The following is a 17,971-nucleotide window of genomic DNA, read 5'->3' as shown; positions in this document are numbered from 1 at the left end:
AAACATGGAGTAGAACATGGCTGAGCGTAAATATTTTGGAACCGATGGGGTTCGAGGCTTGGTAGGTCAAGCGCCTATTACCCCTGATTTTGTTATGAAATTAGGTTGGGCTGCTGGGCAAGTATTGGCTAAACAAGGTACAAAAAAAGTTATTATAGGTAAGGATACGCGTATTTCTGGTTATATGCTGGAGTCTGCACTAGAAGCTGGTTTAGCTGCTGCTGGTTTGCAAGCAAAATTCACCGGTCCAATGCCAACACCTGCCGTTGCCTATTTAACTCAAACTTTCCGTGCTGAAGCCGGAATCGTTATTTCAGCCTCTCATAATCCTTATTATGATAATGGTATTAAATTTTTCTCTTCAGAAGGCACAAAGCTTCCTGATGATATTGAAATGGCAATTGAAGCTGAATTAGATAAACCAATGACGTGTGTTGAATCAGCTCTGCTAGGTAAAGCATCTCGTTTAAACGATGCCGCTGGTCGCTATATTGAATTTTGCAAAAGTACCTTCCCTAAAGAACTGAGCCTAACTGGCGTTAAAATGGTGATCGATTGTGCTCATGGAGCAACGTATCATATAGCCCCTAATGTTTTTAAAGAACTTGGCGCAGAGATCGTTACTATCGGTTGTGAGCCAAATGGCACCAATATTAACCATGAAGTAGGGGCGACAGATGTTCGCGCTTTACAAGCTAAAGTACTAGAAGAAAAAGCGGATTTTGGTGTCGCTTTTGATGGCGATGGTGACCGTATTATTATGGTCGATGAGCTTGGAAATAAAGTAGATGGTGACCAAATTGCTTATATTATCGCCCGTGATGCATTGCGTCGTGGCGAGTTAAAAGGCGGTGTTGTTGGTACATTAATGACTAATATGGGCATGGAAGTTGCGTTACGTAACTTAGGTATTCCATTTGTTCGTTCTAATGTAGGTGACCGCTATGTTATGGAAAAATTATTAGAAAACAATTGGTTGATCGGTGCTGAAAATTCAGGTCATGTCATCCTTCTAGACAAAGTAACAACAGGTGATGCGATTGTTGCTGCATTGCAAGTGATAGCTTCTATTGTGGGTAGCAAAATGACATTACAAGAATTATGTAATGGCATGAGCATGTTCCCTCAAGTATTAGAAAATATTCGCTTTATTGGTGATAGCAATCCTCTTGACTCTGATGCAGTGAAGGCAGCTCAAGCTGATGTTGAATCAAAATTAGGTGATAACGGTCGAGTTTTATTACGTAAATCAGGAACTGAGCCATTAATTCGAGTTATGGTTGAAGGTGAGAATGCAGAGCTTGTTCAGCAATATGCGCTTCAAATCGCAGATGCTGTAAAAGAAAGCTGTTAATTTGAGCAATTAAATGAAATTGAACGTTTTTTGTTAATTTTAACTTGTCATAGTAGCCTAGTTTGGTTAATATCCCTCGGCCTCTTAATTGAGAGGGCGCTGGTGTTGCCAATAGGCTACCGGTACATTAATTAGATACATGGGTGACAGAATGCATACGATTCTACTTGTGATTTATCTGATTGCCGCAGTCGGTGTAATTGGCCTAGTATTGGTACAACACGGTAAAGGCGCAGATATGGGAGCCTCATTTGGGGCTGGAGCATCAAATACAGTATTTGGCTCTGGTGGCTCTGGAAACTTTTTAACTCGAATGACCGCACTTTGTGCAACAGTATTTTTTATTATCAGCCTAGCGTTAGGCAATATGTCTACGCATAAAACTGAAGGTTTTGATCTTAAATTAGATCAACAAGCGACAGAGCAAACAACTGATAATACGAGTGACGTTCCTGCTACTGAAAACAGCGACGTACCTCTTTAAACGACTTTAGCCGAGATGGTGAAATTGGTAGACACGCTAGCATGAGGTGCTAGTGCCTTAGGGTATGAGGGTTCAAGTCCCTCTCTCGGCACCATATTCAGACAAGAATCTGATTCTTGTAATAAAAGGATAAAGAAACTATACTTTCTTTGTTCTTTTCGGACGCGGGATGGAGCAGTTTGGTAGCTCGTCGGGCTCATAACCCGAAGGTCGTCGGTTCAAATCCGGCTCCCGCAACCAATTATCTAATAAAAGTAATTGCTCTTATTAGATAAGTCACGCAAGTGGCATTCAGGGTCCAGCAGTACTAAACCCCGCAATTATCGGGGTTTTTTGCTATCTGAAACAGACTGTTTTTTAAGAATTGGGCCTTTTAGTGCCCTTTTTTTGTTTTCAGGGGATATCAATGACAGGATTAGAAAGACAACTAACAGAAATGCTTGAGGCTCCTGTTGGTGCTTTAGGTTATGAATTGGTCGGTTTAGAGTTTATTCGTGCGGGTGAACATTCAACGTTACGTGTATTTATCGATCATGAAAATGGCATCTTTGTGGAGGACTGTGCGGAAGCCAGTCGTCAAATCAGTGCAGTAATGGATGTAGAAGATCCAATTACAGTAGCATATAACCTAGAGGTTTCGTCTCCAGGTCTTGAACGTCCACTGTTTAAAGCAGCACATTATCAACAATTTGTTGGTCATGAAGTCAGCCTTGTATTAAAGATGCCGATGAATAACCGTCGCAAATGGAAAGGAGATATCCTAGACATTAACGGTGAGATTGTTACGGTTACAGTTGATGGTAACAATGAAGAATTTGCGTTAAGCAACATTTCAAAGGCGAACTTAGTTCCTAAATTTTAAGGCTGATAGAGGCTAAAATGAACAAAGAAATCTTAGCTGTTGTAGAAGCAGTATCAAATGAAAAAGCTGTTCCTCGTGAGCGAATTTTTGAAGCATTAGAAATCGCGCTAGCAACGGCAACAAAGAAAAAATCTACGCTGGAAATTGAAGTACGTGTAGCGATTGATCGCAAAACAGGTGCAGTTGAAACTTTCCGTCGTTGGGTTGCGGTTGCTCAAGTTGAGCAACCTACATTAGAAATTTCTATTGAAGCGGCACAATTTGAAGATGAAACAATCGAAATCGGTGGTTTTATTGAAGATGATATCGAATCAGTAACGTTTGACCGTATTACGACACAAACAGCGAAGCAAGTTATCGTACAAAAAGTACGTGAAGCTGAACGTGCGATGATCGTTGAGCAGTTTATTGATAACGAAGGTGAGCTAATCACGGGTATCGTTAAAAAAGTAAACCGCGATGCAATTATCGTTGATTTAGGTAGCAATGCTGAAGCGGTTATTTTACGTGAAGATCAACTTCCACGTGAAAATTTCCGTCCAGGTGACCGTGTTCGTGGTCTGCTATATGCAGTTAAACCAGAAGCTCGCGGTTTCCAGTTATTCATGACTCGCTCAAAAGGCGTAATGTTAACTGAATTGTTCCGCGTTGAAGTGCCTGAAATTGGTGAAGAACTGATTGAAATTAAAGCGGCTGCTCGCGATCCAGGTTCTCGTGCTAAAATCGCTGTGAAAACAAACGATAAACGTATTGACCCTGTTGGTGCGTGTGTTGGTATGCGTGGCGCTCGTGTTCAAGCTGTATCAAATGATCTTGGTGGCGAACGCATTGATATCGTGCTTTGGGATGATAATCCTGCACAGTTTGTTATCAATTCTATGGCTCCAGCAGAAGTCGCTTCTATTATTGTAGATGAAGACAACAATACTATGGATATTGCTGTTGAAGCTGATAATCTAGCACAAGCAATTGGCCGTAGTGGTCAAAACGTACGTTTAGCATCTCAACTGACTGGTTGGGAACTAAATGTAATGACAGTTGCAGATCTTAACAAGAAGCACCAAGAAGAAGCTCAAGGTTCTATTGATGCATTTGTTAAGCATTTAGAAATCGATGAAGATTTTGCTCAACTATTAGTTGAAGAAGGCTTTACTACGCTTGAAGAAATCGCTTACGTTCCTGTAAACGAACTACTAGAAGTAGAAGCTTTGGACGAAGAAACAGTTGATCTTCTGCGTACTCGCGCTAAAGAAGCATTAACAACATTAGCACTAGCACAAGAAGAATCTCTTGATGGTATTGAGCCAGCAGAAGACCTACTTGCACTTGACGGTTTAGAGCGCGAACTAGCGTTTAAACTTGCAGCTAAAGGTGTTGTTACTCTTGAAGACCTTGCGGATCAAGGTGTTGATGAGTTGACTGATATTGAAGACCTAACAGAAGCTCGTGCTGGTGAGTTAATCATGGCAGCGCGTAATATTTGTTGGTTCAGCGACGAAGCATAATTATTTCAGCAAGGAGAAGCGGTATGACAAAGCTTACGGTAAAAGCACTTAGTGATGAAATTGGAACTCCAGTTGACCGCTTACTTCAGCAATTTTCGGATGCTGGTATTAATAAAAAAGATGGCGATTCTGTTTCTGAAGGTGAAAAGCAATCATTGCTAGTTCACCTAAAGAAAGAGCATGGTAGTGCTGATGAAGGTGCGTCACCAACCCGTCTCACTCTTCAACGCAAAACTCGCAGCACGTTAAGTGTTGCTGGTTCAGGCGGTAAAAGTAAAGATGTGCAAGTAGAAGTGCGTAAAAAACGTACTTATGTAAAAGCAAGCACACTTGAAGAAGAGAAAAAAACTGAGCAAATGAAAGTAGAGGCTGAAGACAAGGCCAAACGTGATGCAGAGGATGCTGCAATTCGCGAAATTGAACAGAAAGCACAACGTGAAGCGGAAGAAAAAGCTAAGCGTGATGCTGAAGCAGAAGTCAAAGTAAAGCGTGACGCAGAACAAAAAGCGAAACGTACTGAGACTGAAAAGGCTAAAAAACAAATGACTACTAAAAACGATCAAGCAAAAAAAGAAGCTGATGAACTAAAACTTCGTCAAGAACAAGAAGCGACTCGTAAAGCAGAAGCAGAAGCTGCAAAACTAGTTGAAGATGCTCGTAAACTAGCTGAAGAAAATGAAGCTCGTTGGAAAGAAGAAGAGCAGAAAAAATCAGCAGCTGAAAAAACTGCAGATTACCACGTGACAACTTCATCTCACGCTCGTGAAGCAGAAGATGCAGCTGACCGTAAAGATGAGCAACAGCCTCGTCGTCGTAAGAAGAAAGCAAAACCTGCAGAAGCAGCACCTCGCGGTGGTCGTAACCAACGTGGCGGTCGCAACAAGAAGCCTCAAGTAAACAAACCAACGTCTATGCAGCACGGCTTTGATAAGTCAGCAACTGTTGCTAAACAAGATGTTGCGATTGGTGAGACAATTGTTGTTTCTGAACTGGCAAGCAAAATGTCAGTAAAAGCAACTGAAGTAATTAAAGTTATGATGAAGATGGGCGCTATGGCGACTATCAACCAAGTTATCGACCAAGAAACAGCAGCACTAGTTGCTGAAGAAATGGGTCATAAAGTGGTTCTTCGTAAAGAAAACGAATTAGAAGAAGCAGTACTGTCTGATCGTGATAACAGCGCTGATGTTGAAGCTCGCGCACCTGTTGTTACTATCATGGGTCACGTTGACCACGGTAAAACTTCTACACTGGATTACATCCGTCGTGCACACGTTGCTGATGCGGAAGCTGGTGGTATTACACAACACATCGGTGCATACCACGTTGAAACTGACAACGGTATGATCACTTTCCTTGATACTCCTGGACACGCAGCGTTTACCGCTATGCGTGCTCGTGGTGCTCAAGCGACAGATATCGTTGTACTTGTTGTTGCTGCAGATGATGGCGTTATGCCACAAACAATCGAAGCTATCCAACACGCAAAAGCGGCTGGTGTACCTCTGATTGTTGCAGTAAACAAAATCGATAAAGAAGGCGCTAACCCAGATAACGTTAAAAATGAGCTTGCTCAATATGACGTTATTCCTGAGGAGTGGGGCGGCGAGAACATCTTCGTTCATATCTCTGCTAAGCAAGGTACGAACATCGAAGGTCTTCTAGAAGCTATCCTTCTTCAATCTGAAGTACTTGAATTAACTGCGGTTAAAGAAGGTATGGCGTCAGGTGTTGTTGTTGAATCTCGTCTAGATAAAGGCCGTGGCCCAGTAGCTACTGTTCTTGTTCAATCAGGTACTCTAAATAAAGGCGATATCGTTCTTTGTGGTCAAGAGTATGGCCGTGTTCGTGCAATGCGCGATGAAAACGGTAAAGACATCGAATCTGCGGGTCCATCTATTCCTGTAGAAATTCTAGGTCTTTCTGGCGTTCCTGCGTCAGGTGACGAAGCGACAGTTGTGCGTGATGAGCGTAAAGCTCGTGAAGTTGCTAACTACCGTCAAGGTAAATTCCGTGATGTTAAACTAGCTCGTCAACAAAAAGCGAAACTAGAAAACATGTTTGCAAACATGGAAGCTGGTGTTGTCGCTGAATGTAACGTAGTACTTAAAGCTGACGTTCAAGGTTCTGTTGAAGCAATCGCTGATTCACTCCTTAAACTGTCTACTGATGAAGTTAAAGTTAACATCATCGGTTCTGGTGTTGGTGGTATTACTGAAACTGATGCAACACTTGCAGCGGCGTCTAATGCAATCCTTCTTGGCTTCAACGTTCGTGCTGATACGACTGCTCGTCGTACCATCGAAAATGAAAACCTAGACCTTCGTTACTACTCGATCATCTACCAGTTGATTGACGAAGTTAAACAAGCGATGGGCGGTATGCTTGCACCTGAGTTCCGTCAAGAAATCATTGGTCTTGCACAAGTACGTGAAGTATTTAAGTCACCTAAACTTGGCGCTATCGCTGGTTGTATGGTAACTGAAGGTACTATCAAGCGTAATAACCCAATTCGTGTTCTACGTGACAACGTAGTTATTTACGAAGGTGAGTTAGAGTCACTACGTCGCTTTAAAGATGATATGCCAGAAGTTAAGAATGGCTACGAATGTGGTATCGGCGTTAAGAATTACAATGATGTTCGCGTTGGTGACCAAATCGAAGTATTCGAAATCATTGAGATTCAACGTACTCTTGATTAATTGACTATAATTACTCCTATTATTCAATACGGTAATAGGGTAATCGGTTGTTAAATACACCATGGGGGGCTGGTTATTACCACGCCCCCCATCTTTCTAAGTGAGAAATGATATGTCAAAAGAATTTAGCCGCGCACAACGTGTGTCGCAACAACTGCAAAAAGAATTAGCAGTAATCCTACAGCGTGAAGTTCGTGATTCACGTATTGGTATGGTTACTATTTCAGATGTTGAAGTATCGCGTGACCTTGCCTACGCAAAGGTATTCGTTACTTTCTTCTGTATCGGTGAGCAAACGCCTGAAACATGTCTAGCGGCATTGAAAGAACATGAAGTTCCTGTTCGTATGCTTCTTGGTAAGCGTATCCGTCACCGTTTGACTCCAGAAGTACGTTTTACTTACGACAACACATTAGTTGAAGGTATGCGTATGTCTAACCTAGTAACAGACGTGATGAATACCGATAAACGTAAAATGGCAGAATCTGGCCGTACTGAATCTGACGAAGGGGAAGAGTAATGGCTCGTCGTCGTAAGGGTCGTCCTATTGATGGTGTTATCTTAATTGATAAACCGGCAGGAATTACGTCGAACGATACATTGCAAAAAGTAAAACGCATCTACTTTGCAGAGAAAGCAGGCCATACTGGTGCGCTTGATCCTCTTGCTACAGGTATGTTGCCTCTTTGTTTTGGTGAAGCGACGAAGTTTTCTCAGTTCTTATTAGATTCTGATAAACGCTATCGTGTGGTTGCGAAGCTTGGTGAACGTACTAACACGTCAGATTCTGATGGTGAAGTGGTTCAAACTCGTGAAGTGAAGGTTGACCGTGGTCAGCTTGAGCGTTGTATTGCTAAATTTCGTGGCACAACAGATCAAATTCCATCAATGTTTTCAGCGTTAAAGCACGAAGGTCGCCCTTTGTATGAATACGCACGAGAAGGCATTGAAGTTCCTCGTAAGTCTCGTAAAATCACGGTTTATTCAATTGAATTAATTCGTTTTGAAGGCCATGAGGTTGAAATGGAAGTGCACTGCTCTAAAGGCACTTACATTCGTACAATTACTGATGATCTTGGTGAAATGCTAGGTTGTGGTGCTCACGTTACGTATTTACGTCGTACTGGTGTATCAAATTACCCATATGAAAATATGGTAACGATTGAACACCTTGAAGCACTACTAGAAAAAGCGCATCGTGAAGAAATTGCACCTCGTGAGTTACTTGATCCGTTACTAATGCCTATGGATTCTGCCGTTCAAGATTTACCTGAAGTAAATATGATCCCAGAATTGGCAGATCATGTTTTACATGGACAACCGGTTCAAGTATTTGGTGCTCCTCAAGAGGGTATCGTGCGAATGACTTCGGGTGAAGAGCGTTTATTTATTGGTATTGGACATATTGATAATGACGGTCGTGTTGCACCAAAGCGTTTAGTTGTATTTAGAGATGAAATCGAAGAAGACAAATAAGTCGCATTGAAGCAATATAATTAAGAAAGAGTAAAGGCCTTGGTGTTTTTACTCTTTTTTATTGCTTTATTATTGTTCATCCGTATAATTCGCTCTTCGCGTAGTGGCTGAATCAGAGATTGGCTGCTGCAAATATTAAACACTCTTACTCAGGAGAGATTTATGTCTCTGAATGCAGAAACTAAAGCAGCAATCGTTGCTGAATACGCACAATGTGAAAACGATACTGGTTCACCAGAAGTACAAGTAGCACTACTTACTGCTTCTATCAACCACCTTCAAGGTCACTTTGCTGATCACAAGCACGATCACCACAGCCGTCGTGGTCTATTACGTATGGTTTCAAGCCGTCGTAAGCTTCTTGATTACCTTAAAGGTAAAAACAGCGAGCGTTACCAAGATCTAATCAAACGTCTAGGCCTACGTCGCTAATTTGCGATGTCTGTAAAGACAGTTTGACAAAAAGGAGCGATTATCGCTCCTTTTTTTATGCCCGTCATATATGTAGCCTCGTATTACTCTCCTTTTTCATTTCTGAACCTCGCATCTTGTCCTAATTGGGGTATACTATGGCCGTTGAAATCGCAGTGTGCGCTTTTGATAATATAATCTTATTCACCGTATTACAGTCACCGAAGTCGGCCACTAGGTCGCGACTATTACAAGTTATCTTACACTGAGTAAACTTGTACTAGTCGCGACTGGTAATATGTTGAACCATCTATGTAAAGTGTTTTAATTTCAGATAGACATATCTTGTATATTGAGACCAAAGGAAAAAAAATGTTCGAGAAACCAGTCGTAAAATCATTTCAGTATGGTAACCATACTGTAACACTAGAAACAGGCGTAATGGCTCGTCAAGCAACTGCAGCAGTAATGGCAAGCATGGACGATACATCTGTATTCGTTTCTGTTGTTGCTAAAAAAGAAGCAGTAGCAGGTCAAGATTTCTTCCCACTAACAGTTAACTACCAAGAGCGTACATATGCTGCTGGTAAAATCCCAGGTGGTTTCTTTAAGCGTGAAGGTCGTCCTTCTGAAGGCGAAACACTAACGGCTCGTCTAATTGACCGTCCTATTCGTCCACTTTTCCCAAGTGCGTTTAAAAACGAAGTTCAAATTATCGCTACGGTTGTTTCTATCAATCCTGACGTAAACCCAGACATGATCACTATGATCGCAACGTCTGCAGCACTTTCTATCGCTGGTGTACCATTCAATGGCCCTATCGGTGCTGCACGTGTTGGTCACATCAATGGTGAGCTAGTTCTTAACCCATCAAACACTGAGCTTGAAAACTCTAAACTAGACCTAGTTGTGTCTGGTACAGAAGGCGCAGTATTAATGGTTGAATCAGAAGCAGATAACCTATCTGAAGAAGAAATGCTTTCTGCTGTTGTATTTGGTCACGACCAACAACAAGTAGTAATCAAAGCGATCAACGAATTCGCTGCTGAAGTTGCAACTCCGTCTTGGAACTGGGAAGCACCTGTAGTAAACGCAGAGCTTAAAGCTCAAGTCGCTGAACTTGCAGAAACTCGTCTTTCTGAAGCGTACCAAATTACTGAAAAAATGGCGCGTTACGAGCAAGTTGGCTCAATCAAAAACGAAGTTGTTGCCGTTCTTTTAGCTCAAAATGAAGCACTAGATGAACGCGAAATCCGTGGCATGCTTGGTTCTCTAGAGAAAAAAGTAGTACGTAGCCGCATTATTGCTGGTCACCCACGTATCGATGGTCGTGAAAAAGACATGGTTCGTGCGCTAGACGTACGTACTGGTGTTCTTCCTCGTACTCATGGTTCAGCTCTATTCACTCGTGGTGAAACTCAAGCACTTGTTACTGCAACGCTTGGTACACAACGTGACGCTCAAATCATCGACAGCCTAATGGGTGAGAAGAAAGATCACTTCCTTCTACACTACAACTTCCCTCCATACTGTGTAGGTGAAACTGGTTTTGTTGGTTCTCCTAAGCGTCGTGAAATCGGTCACGGTAAACTAGCTAAACGCGGTATTGCTGCAGTTATGCCTTCTGTTGAAGAATTCCCATACACAGTTCGTGTAGTATCGGAAATCACTGAATCTAACGGTTCATCTTCAATGGCTTCTGTATGTGGTACATCTCTAGCACTTATGGATGCTGGTGTTCCAATTAAAGCGTCTGTTGCTGGTATCGCAATGGGTCTTGTTAAAGAAGGCGACGATTTCGTTGTTCTTTCTGACATCCTTGGCGACGAAGATCACCTAGGCGACATGGACTTTAAAGTAGCGGGTACTAATGAAGGTATTACTGCGCTTCAAATGGACATCAAAATTGAAGGTATCACTAAAGAGATCATGCAGATCGCTCTAAACCAAGCACAAGGTGCGCGTAAGCACATCCTTACTGTTATGGATGAAGCAATCTCTGGCGCTCGTGAAGATATCTCACAATACGCTCCACGTATTCACACAATGAAAATCAGCTCTGATAAGATCAAAGATGTTATCGGTAAAGGCGGCGCAGTTATTCGTGCTCTTTGTGAAGAAACGGGTACAACTATCGAAATCGAAGATGACGGTACAATTAAAATCGCTGCGACTGAAGGTGCTGCTGCTAAAGAAGCTATCCGTCGTATCGAAGAAATTACTGCTGAAGTTGAAGTTGGTAAAATCTACCCAGGTAAAGTTATGCGTATCGTTGATTTCGGTGCATTCGTAACGGTTCTAGGTCCTAAAGAAGGTCTAGTTCATATTTCTCAAATCGCTGAAGAGCGTATTGAGAAAGTGGCAGATCACCTACAAGTTGGTCAAGAAGTGCAAACTAAAGTACTAGAGATAGACCGTCAAGGTCGTATCCGTCTAAGTATTAAAGAAGCAACTGCTGAGCTAAACCCAACAGCTTCTGCTGAAGTAAAAGACGCAGAATAATCTGATTGATTACAGTCTTTTAATATAAAGCATGTTATAAAGGGAGCAGAAATGCTCCCTTTTCTTTTAACTGTAGTTAGAAGAAGTCAGCTTATCATAGGAGAAAATGAGTGAATTGGATTCGAATAGCCTTAGTCGGCGCAGTTATGGTGTTATCAGGTTGTGCATCAACAAATAACACTTCAGGATGGGCCTCCCCTCCAATGGCTGTACCTTTACAATCAAGTATTCAGCAAGAGATACAGTTATCTCGTTTGAATCAATTGTTATTACGTCCAGATGTTGATAATGCAACTCGCGCAAAAATGTTTTATGAGCGTGGGTTAATTAATGACAGCTTGGGGCTACGTGATTTAGCTCGTGTAGATTTCACTCAGTCTCTTAATTTAAAGCCAGATCAAAGTGATGTATTTAATATTTTAGGTGTTTATTACACACAAAATACAGATTTTGATGGCGCCTATGAAGCACTGGATTCCGCACTAGAATTAGACCCTAATAATCAATTTGCAGAACGAAATTTAGCGATTGCTCTTTATTATGGTGAGCGTTATGACCAAGCGTACGAAATAGCAAAAAAGCATTATAACGATGCACCAATAGATCCTTATCGTGCGATTTGGCTATATTGGATTGGTCTTGAAGTTGATCCATTAGTGGCAACTGAAGAATTTAAAGTTCAATATCAGAAACGTACAGATGATGATTTTGGATGGGATCTCGCTGGTGTTATTTTAAAAGAAACAACAGAAGATGAGTTCTTTAAAAAAATACTAACTACCACTCGCAATAATGCAGCGCTAGCGCAAAAATTAACAGAAGGTTACTTTTATTTAGCGAAAGGCTATCAATATGAAGGTGATTATCCAAGTGCCATTGCTTTATATAAATTAGCAATGGCTGGTAACGTTTATGAATTTGTTGAGCATCGCTATTCGTTTGTTGAGCTAGGTAAGATTTACTTATCGTTACGAGAGCTACAAGAGCAAAAAATAAAAGAGCAGCAAACTTTAGAAATGAAGGAAACCCCAGTTTCTGATAATTCGGAAAAAGAAGCGTTAAAAGAAGAAGCGCTAGCTGAGTAAATGTAAATGCCTTACCCATGAAAAAGCCCTTACTTAGAAATAAGTAAGGGCTTTTTTATTGAACACTTAATATGAATTAGATTTGAACATCTAGCCCTGCAATATTGTGCCAATAGCCATTGCATTGGCGTGCATCTTTTAACGAAAACTTCTCTAATCCCATTTCATTTGCTTTAAATTTAGAGACTTCATCAAATGTTTCAACGCTTAATGGACTTAGGCGAACTACGTCAACCAAGTCATTCATACTTGCTAAGTCATTGATTAAATTATAGCAATAACCCGATTGAGTTTGAATGCCATTTAGAGTAAATACTTCTTGCCCTTCTTGGCTATTTACCGTGATGCCATTTGGGTACTTTATGCAACAGGTCTCACATTCATCTTTTGGTTTATTTTCTGCTCTCGCGGTAAAGCAGCGTGCAGAGTAAGCCAAAGGTAGATAACCGTAGCTAAATACTTCGGTTTCAAACTTATTACGAATACCAAGGTCATCGCATTGAAGCAGAACGTTCTGTAACCATTCACGTGACAATTCAACAGGCATACACCAACGAGTCATGCCTTGTTTTAAAAATAGATTAAGAGTTTGAGCGTTATAGCAGTTAACTGCGGGGCCAACAACAAAAGGAACGTTGCTTTCTGAAGCCAGTTGAATGGCAGATACATCGTTTGCTTCAATAATGAAGTCGCCATTATCAATGTATTTTTTCATCGCATTGACTTCACTTGGTGCTTCTAATAGCGCCATCGTTGACAGTACAACTTGTTTACCTGAATCCGATATTTCTTTAGCAATCGAAAACCAATCTTTCGGTTTCATTTCTCGGCGTTTTGAGCAAACACTCTCCCCCAAGTAAATGATATCAGTTTCGCTGCTTATCGCTTTTTGATAAAAAGATTCAACATTCTCTTTAGACCAAAAGTATAAAAGTGGACCTAATGCATACTTCATGATGTTCTCCTATTGCCACTTCTTATGATAAGCGCCAAGGGTAGTTTGAGTTCCCTCAGAAACGTTTGCTAATGCGGCGTCCCATTTTGGTTCAACTGAGTAACCTTCAGGGTTTGCTTTATAGTGATCAATCGCTGCGCGCCAAGTACGAGTCACTTGTTCAACATAAGCAGGACTGCGTTGACGGCCTTCAATTTTTACCGAGGCGACATTCGCTGCAAATAATTCAGGAACCAGAGATAAGGTATTCAGACTGGTAGGTTCTTCTAGTGCATGAAACGTTTTACCTTGAACATCAAAGCGACCTTTGCAAAGTGTTGGGTAACCTGCATTTTCTCCGTCGCCATAACGATCAATTAAAATGTTATTTAAACGAGATTCTAGACCATTTTCAGTTTCTTGCCAGCGAACGTACTTCGCCGGAGAGCAAGCGCCAACGGTATTTGGAGACTCACCAGTCATATAAGAAGATAAATAACAACGACCTTCAGACATAATGCATAAGCTACCAAAGGCGAATACTTCTAAATCTACATCAGAAGTTAAATTACGTGACAACTGTTTTACTTGGTGAATTGATAATACACGAGGCAATACAACACGTTTGATGTTGAAGTTTTTCTTATAGAAATCAATTGCCGCTACATTAGTTGCAGAGGCTTGAACGGATAAGTGCAGTTCTAAATCTGGGTATGTGTTTGCTGCGTATTCTAAAACGCCTATATCCGAAATAATCAGAGCATCAATTCCCATTGCTGCTGCATTATCAACCGCTTTTGTCCAGCGACTGAATCCATCAGGGTGAGCAAAGGTATTTAAAGCAACATGAATATGCTTATTGTTGTCATGAACGTATTGCACAGCCTTCTCAAGTTTTTTACCTGTGAAGTTTAAGCCTGCAAAGTGGCGTGCATTCGTATCGTCTTTAAAACCGATATAAACGGCATCGGCACCGCAATCAATAGCGGTTTTTAGAGCAGGCAAGTTACCGGCTGGGCAGAGGAGTTCCATAAGAATACCTAGTTACAAAAAATCTGATGCTCTATGATAATGATAAGATAATTTTGAAACTTGATTTAAGGCAGGTTTTTAGTTGTTTTGTTACCTAAATAAAGGTTTGGTATTAAATAACGAGAAAGGCGATTTTTTAGTGTTTATTTGTGTTTAAGAGGCTGTAATACCTAGAAAGTGGTGGGTTCTTTCTAGGGGTTAACCTCTTTGTTATTTGATTATCTTGAGCGTTTGTTTTGTACTAATAACGCTTCAATCTCATGTTTTGGCTGAGGTTTGTAGAAGTGAAAACCTTGAATAGAATCACAATTTAAACTAGAAAGAAGCATTGCTTGTTGTCTGGTTTCAACACCTTCAGCCACGATATCCATATTTAGATTTTTACCTAAATTAATGACATTTTCTATGATGGTAATTTGTTTAGGTAGAGTATCTATTTCGCTAATGAAACCACGATCAATTTTCAGTTCATCAAGTGGAAAACGAGCAAGGTAAGCTAGCGATGAATAACCAGTACCGAAATCATCAATAGAAAGGGTAAATCCTAATTTCTTTATCGCCTCAAGCATTTGAATTGCATGTTCTCCATCACTCATAACTGCGCTTTCAGTTAGCTCCAAGGTGATACAATTAGGATCAACTTGAGTTGTTTTGAGTAATCGTTCCATATAGTCAATGAGTTGTGGATTACCAAATTGTATAGGAGATAAATTAATTGCGATACGACCAGGTAAGATCCCTTGGTTTTTCCATTCTTTTACGGTTTGGAATACCTCACGCATAACCACTTTACCTAGCATTTCAATTAACCCTGAACGCTCAGCAACAGGAATGAAGCGAGCAGGGCTAATATAACCCTCTACAGGGTGTTTCCACCGAACAAGTGCTTCTGCACCATTAATTCTAAAATCACGAGCGCTCACCTTTGGTTGGTACCAAACTTCTAACCCATTGTTTTGCAATGCTTTTTGAAGTTCAATTTCTAACCATAATCGCATTCTTGCTTCTTTGTTCATTTGATCATGAAATTTAACCAAACGGTTTCGACCACGATCTTTCGCTTCATACATTGCTGTATCGGCATTTTGCAATAAACTGCGGGCATCAGTCCCATCGGTAGGGTATTGGACACTACCAATAGAACAGGCTAATCGTTTAGAGAAGTGGACTAAGTCAAAAGGTTGGTTGATTAGCTGTATGATTTTATCTGCGAGTTGGTCAAGAATTTGGTTATGTTCTGGTTTAGGAAATAATATACCAAACTCATCCCCCCCCAAATGCCCAACAATGGCATGTTTTGGTAATAACTTTTGTAACCGAGTTGAAATTTCTTTCAGTACTCGATCACCAATATGGTGCCCTAAAGAATCATTAATATTTTTGAAATTATCGATATCTAGATAGAGCATGAAAAAAGGAATATTTTCTTTAATCATTTTATCAATAACGTGAGTAAACCCATGACGGTTGTATATTCCAGTCAGTAAATCAACTTGAGATATGGCAATTTGGCTACTCGTTGCAAGTTGTTTTTTATTTTCTTTTAAAATAACAAGATGGGCTGGGCTTCCTAAAATAAACGTTTTTTCAACGGTTAGAATTAACTCAGAAAGAATACCGCAATTGACCGTCGTTTTAACCGTTAATTGCTGTCCTGAGATTAAGTTAGCAATGATGTCAGATAGGGAATGGGTTTTGTTGCTGGCGATTAATAATTGTTCAATGCTTTCACCAATAAACTCGGTTGGTTTGTTAAAACCGAGCATTTTTGCGGAAGCGGTGTTTGCTGAGACGATGATATCGCCTTCAACTAAAAAGACTGAATCATTAAGAAGTTCGGTGAGTTTTTCGTATTTAGATTCGCTTTCTTTTAATGAACTGAGTAATTGCTGTCGTTCAGATGTATCTACAGCATGAAAGACAATGTAGGTGTTATTGTCCTGCTCAATTGGAAATAAACTGAAATGAAAACTGGTATCAAAGCGATGGTCGTCGAGGGTTATTTCAGCTTCAATTTTTTCGCCATTTAATGCTCTAGAATAATAGGGCTTAAGAGAGGAGTAAAAATGAGTACCTAAAATCTCAGCGTCTGAACGACCAAACAACGCTTCACGGCTTAATCCACTAATTTCACAATAGCGGTTATTGACGGTGACGTAGTTATGATCCGTGTCTAAAATAGCAAACAGAAATGGACTGTTATCTGTTAGTAAAGGAAGCCAATGTTGTATTTGGTTAAGTGACATAGTGCTACCGCTTGTTAGTAAAGAAGACAAATAACGTCCAGAATTATTGATATTTATAATTTCAACAGCAAAATATACATTGAATGAAACCCTTATATCTACCTTAAATTGTAATAAGTGTTTTTTTTGATAAGAAACAGGTTAGATATCGCTCAATCAATTTATACTTAATTAAAGTTATCGACCAAATGTAGTGGAAATTAAGTGTGATTAATCAAATTCGTTCAAAATTAGTAGAAAATGCGGCATCAGTTCTCAAAGTGCCTGCAAAATTTGTCCCTATTTCAATGCAAAAAAAGATATTGCTCGAAGGTTTAAAGCAAGTATTTCATGAAGCACTTGAAGATGGTGATTTTGAGTTTTTGGAAGGTAAGTGGTTAAAAGTTTCAATTATTGATCTCGAATTGCACTGGTTTATCAGCTATAAAGATGAAAAACTGATAGTCTCGGACAAAGCAGAGAACGAAGATGTTAGCTTTAGCGGTCCGTTGAATGATTTAATTTTAATTGCTGGCCGTAAAGAAGATCCTGACACTCTATTTTTCCAACGTCGCTTGAAAATTGAAGGTGATACAGAACTTGGTCTAGAAGTGAAAAACTTAATGGACAGTGTTGATTTTGATTCATTACCAAAACATTTAAATCAAGCATTAATGACGTTGGCTAATTTTGTCCAACAAGGTTTGCAAAAACCTGAAGTGAAAGAGACGATAAATGCTTATTAGAACTGAAGCTCCAGCGGATATTTTAACGATTGACCGATTAGTTCACGAGACATTTGAGACTGAAGCTGAGGCTAAGTTAGTGATGTCTCTACGTGAAAACAGTCATCTAACATTATCATTAGTAGCATGTACTGATGAAGGTGAAGTGATAGGCCATTGTCTTTTTAGTCCAGTAACACTTGATGGCGATGATTTAAACTGGCAAGGGCTTGCGCCTTTGTGTGTAAAAAAAGAATTTGAAAAACAAGGTATTGCTCACTCTTTAGTTACTGAAGGGTTAGAAACCTTGGCTGAATTTGGTTACCCAGCCGTTGTTGTTCTTGGTGATCCTGCTTATTACCATCGCTTTGGTTTTGAGCCTGCAAATAAATACGATATGAAGTGCAAATGGGAAGTCCCTGAAGAGGCATTTATGATTAAAGCATGCTCTCCTGAATTTATTGACGGTAAATCGGGCTTAATCGAATATTGTCCAGAGTTTGACTTATTATAACCATTCAATAAAACACCCATGATATTAGTGGGTGTTCATTTCTTATATATGTCTATACGTACTATCTAAAGGTTGAATGTTTACGTTATATTCAATCTTAGTTATTTCAGGTACATCAAGTGGTATCCCTTCTAGAATATTGATAATATCCGTAACCTTA

At 40.2% G+C, this 17,971-nt stretch carries 14 protein-coding genes, 2 tRNA genes and 1 pseudogene; 14 read left to right on the top strand and 3 right to left on the bottom strand.

The features are described 5' to 3' along the window. Positions 1–16 precede the first annotated feature (16 nt). The 12 genes and pseudogenes from glmM (at position 17) to nlpI (ending at position 12,381) form a co-directional block, all read left to right on the top strand. A complete protein-coding gene (gene glmM, locus A6E06_RS04845) occupies positions 17–1,354 on the top strand; it encodes a phosphoglucosamine mutase (protein ID WP_065594283.1) in 1,338 nt (445 codons plus the stop codon). A gap of 151 nt (positions 1,355–1,505) precedes the next feature. Beyond that, positions 1,506–1,742 (top strand): annotated as a pseudogene (gene secG, locus A6E06_RS04840) (preprotein translocase subunit SecG); the annotation flags it as partial. Positions 1,743–1,847: 105 nt separating this feature from the next. After that, positions 1,848–1,932, top strand: a tRNA-Leu gene (locus A6E06_RS04835). Positions 1,933–2,001: 69 nt separating this feature from the next. Then, positions 2,002–2,078, top strand: a tRNA-Met gene (locus A6E06_RS04830). A gap of 166 nt (positions 2,079–2,244) precedes the next feature. After that, on the top strand, positions 2,245–2,700 hold the full coding sequence (gene rimP / locus A6E06_RS04825) for a ribosome maturation factor RimP (RefSeq protein ID WP_012549404.1): 456 nt from the start codon (positions 2,245–2,247) through the stop codon (positions 2,698–2,700). Positions 2,701–2,717: 17 nt separating this feature from the next. After that, positions 2,718–4,205, top strand: coding sequence for a transcription termination factor NusA (nusA, locus tag A6E06_RS04820; RefSeq protein WP_065594285.1), 1,488 nt, complete (start codon positions 2,718–2,720; stop codon positions 4,203–4,205). 23 nt (positions 4,206–4,228) lie between these two features. Continuing rightward, positions 4,229–6,907, top strand: coding sequence for a translation initiation factor IF-2 (gene infB / locus A6E06_RS04815; protein ID WP_065594286.1), 2,679 nt, complete (start codon positions 4,229–4,231; stop codon positions 6,905–6,907). Between the two features lie 112 nt (positions 6,908–7,019). Beyond that, on the top strand, positions 7,020–7,427 hold the full coding sequence (rbfA, locus tag A6E06_RS04810) for a 30S ribosome-binding factor RbfA (RefSeq protein WP_065594287.1): 408 nt from the start codon (positions 7,020–7,022) through the stop codon (positions 7,425–7,427). Further along, positions 7,427–8,383, top strand: coding sequence for a tRNA pseudouridine(55) synthase TruB (gene truB / locus A6E06_RS04805; protein ID WP_065594288.1), 957 nt, complete (start codon positions 7,427–7,429; stop codon positions 8,381–8,383). Before rbfA ends, truB begins: the two co-directional genes overlap by 1 nt. 162 nt (positions 8,384–8,545) lie before the next feature. Continuing rightward, positions 8,546–8,815 (top strand): 30S ribosomal protein S15, encoded by a 270-nt coding sequence (gene rpsO, locus A6E06_RS04800; protein WP_065594289.1) that lies wholly within the window; start codon positions 8,546–8,548, stop codon positions 8,813–8,815. A 351-nt stretch (positions 8,816–9,166) separates the two neighbouring features. Beyond that, positions 9,167–11,296 (top strand): polyribonucleotide nucleotidyltransferase, encoded by a 2,130-nt coding sequence (gene pnp, locus A6E06_RS04795; RefSeq protein WP_065594290.1) that lies wholly within the window; start codon positions 9,167–9,169, stop codon positions 11,294–11,296. A gap of 110 nt (positions 11,297–11,406) precedes the next feature. After that, complete coding sequence (gene nlpI, locus A6E06_RS04790; RefSeq protein ID WP_065594291.1) at positions 11,407–12,381, top strand: lipoprotein NlpI; 975 nt, start codon at positions 11,407–11,409, stop codon at positions 12,379–12,381. 76 nt (positions 12,382–12,457) lie between these two features. On the opposite strand, the gene A6E06_RS04785 is transcribed toward nlpI, so the two are convergent. From A6E06_RS04785 to A6E06_RS04775, 3 genes are all read right to left on the bottom strand, one after another. Beyond that, complete coding sequence (locus A6E06_RS04785; protein WP_065594292.1) at positions 12,458–13,336, bottom strand: U32 family peptidase; 879 nt, start codon at positions 13,334–13,336, stop codon at positions 12,458–12,460. A 9-nt stretch (positions 13,337–13,345) separates the two neighbouring features. Beyond that, the gene (locus A6E06_RS04780; RefSeq protein ID WP_065594293.1) at positions 13,346–14,347 is read right to left on the bottom strand and encodes a peptidase U32 family protein; all 1,002 of its coding nucleotides are present in this window, start codon (positions 14,345–14,347) and stop codon (positions 13,346–13,348) included. Positions 14,348–14,565: 218 nt separating this feature from the next. Further along, complete coding sequence (locus tag A6E06_RS04775) at positions 14,566–16,593, bottom strand: GGDEF and EAL domain-containing protein (protein ID WP_065594294.1); 2,028 nt, start codon at positions 16,591–16,593, stop codon at positions 14,566–14,568. Positions 16,594–16,799: 206 nt separating this feature from the next. Here A6E06_RS04775 and A6E06_RS04770 point away from each other — a divergent pair, with 206 nt between their 5' ends. Next, positions 16,800–17,318 (top strand): SCP2 domain-containing protein, encoded by a 519-nt coding sequence (locus A6E06_RS04770; RefSeq protein WP_065594295.1) that lies wholly within the window; start codon positions 16,800–16,802, stop codon positions 17,316–17,318. Next, the gene (locus tag A6E06_RS04765) at positions 17,308–17,811 is read left to right on the top strand and encodes a GNAT family N-acetyltransferase (protein WP_065594296.1); all 504 of its coding nucleotides are present in this window, start codon (positions 17,308–17,310) and stop codon (positions 17,809–17,811) included. Before A6E06_RS04770 ends, A6E06_RS04765 begins: the two co-directional genes overlap by 11 nt. Positions 17,812–17,971: the final 160 nt, after the last annotated feature.

The sequence above is a fragment of the Aliivibrio sp. 1S175 genome, assembly GCF_001690985.1.
Lineage (GTDB): Bacteria > Pseudomonadota > Gammaproteobacteria > Enterobacterales > Vibrionaceae > Aliivibrio.
This window is presented reverse-complemented; position numbering and strand designations above follow the sequence as displayed.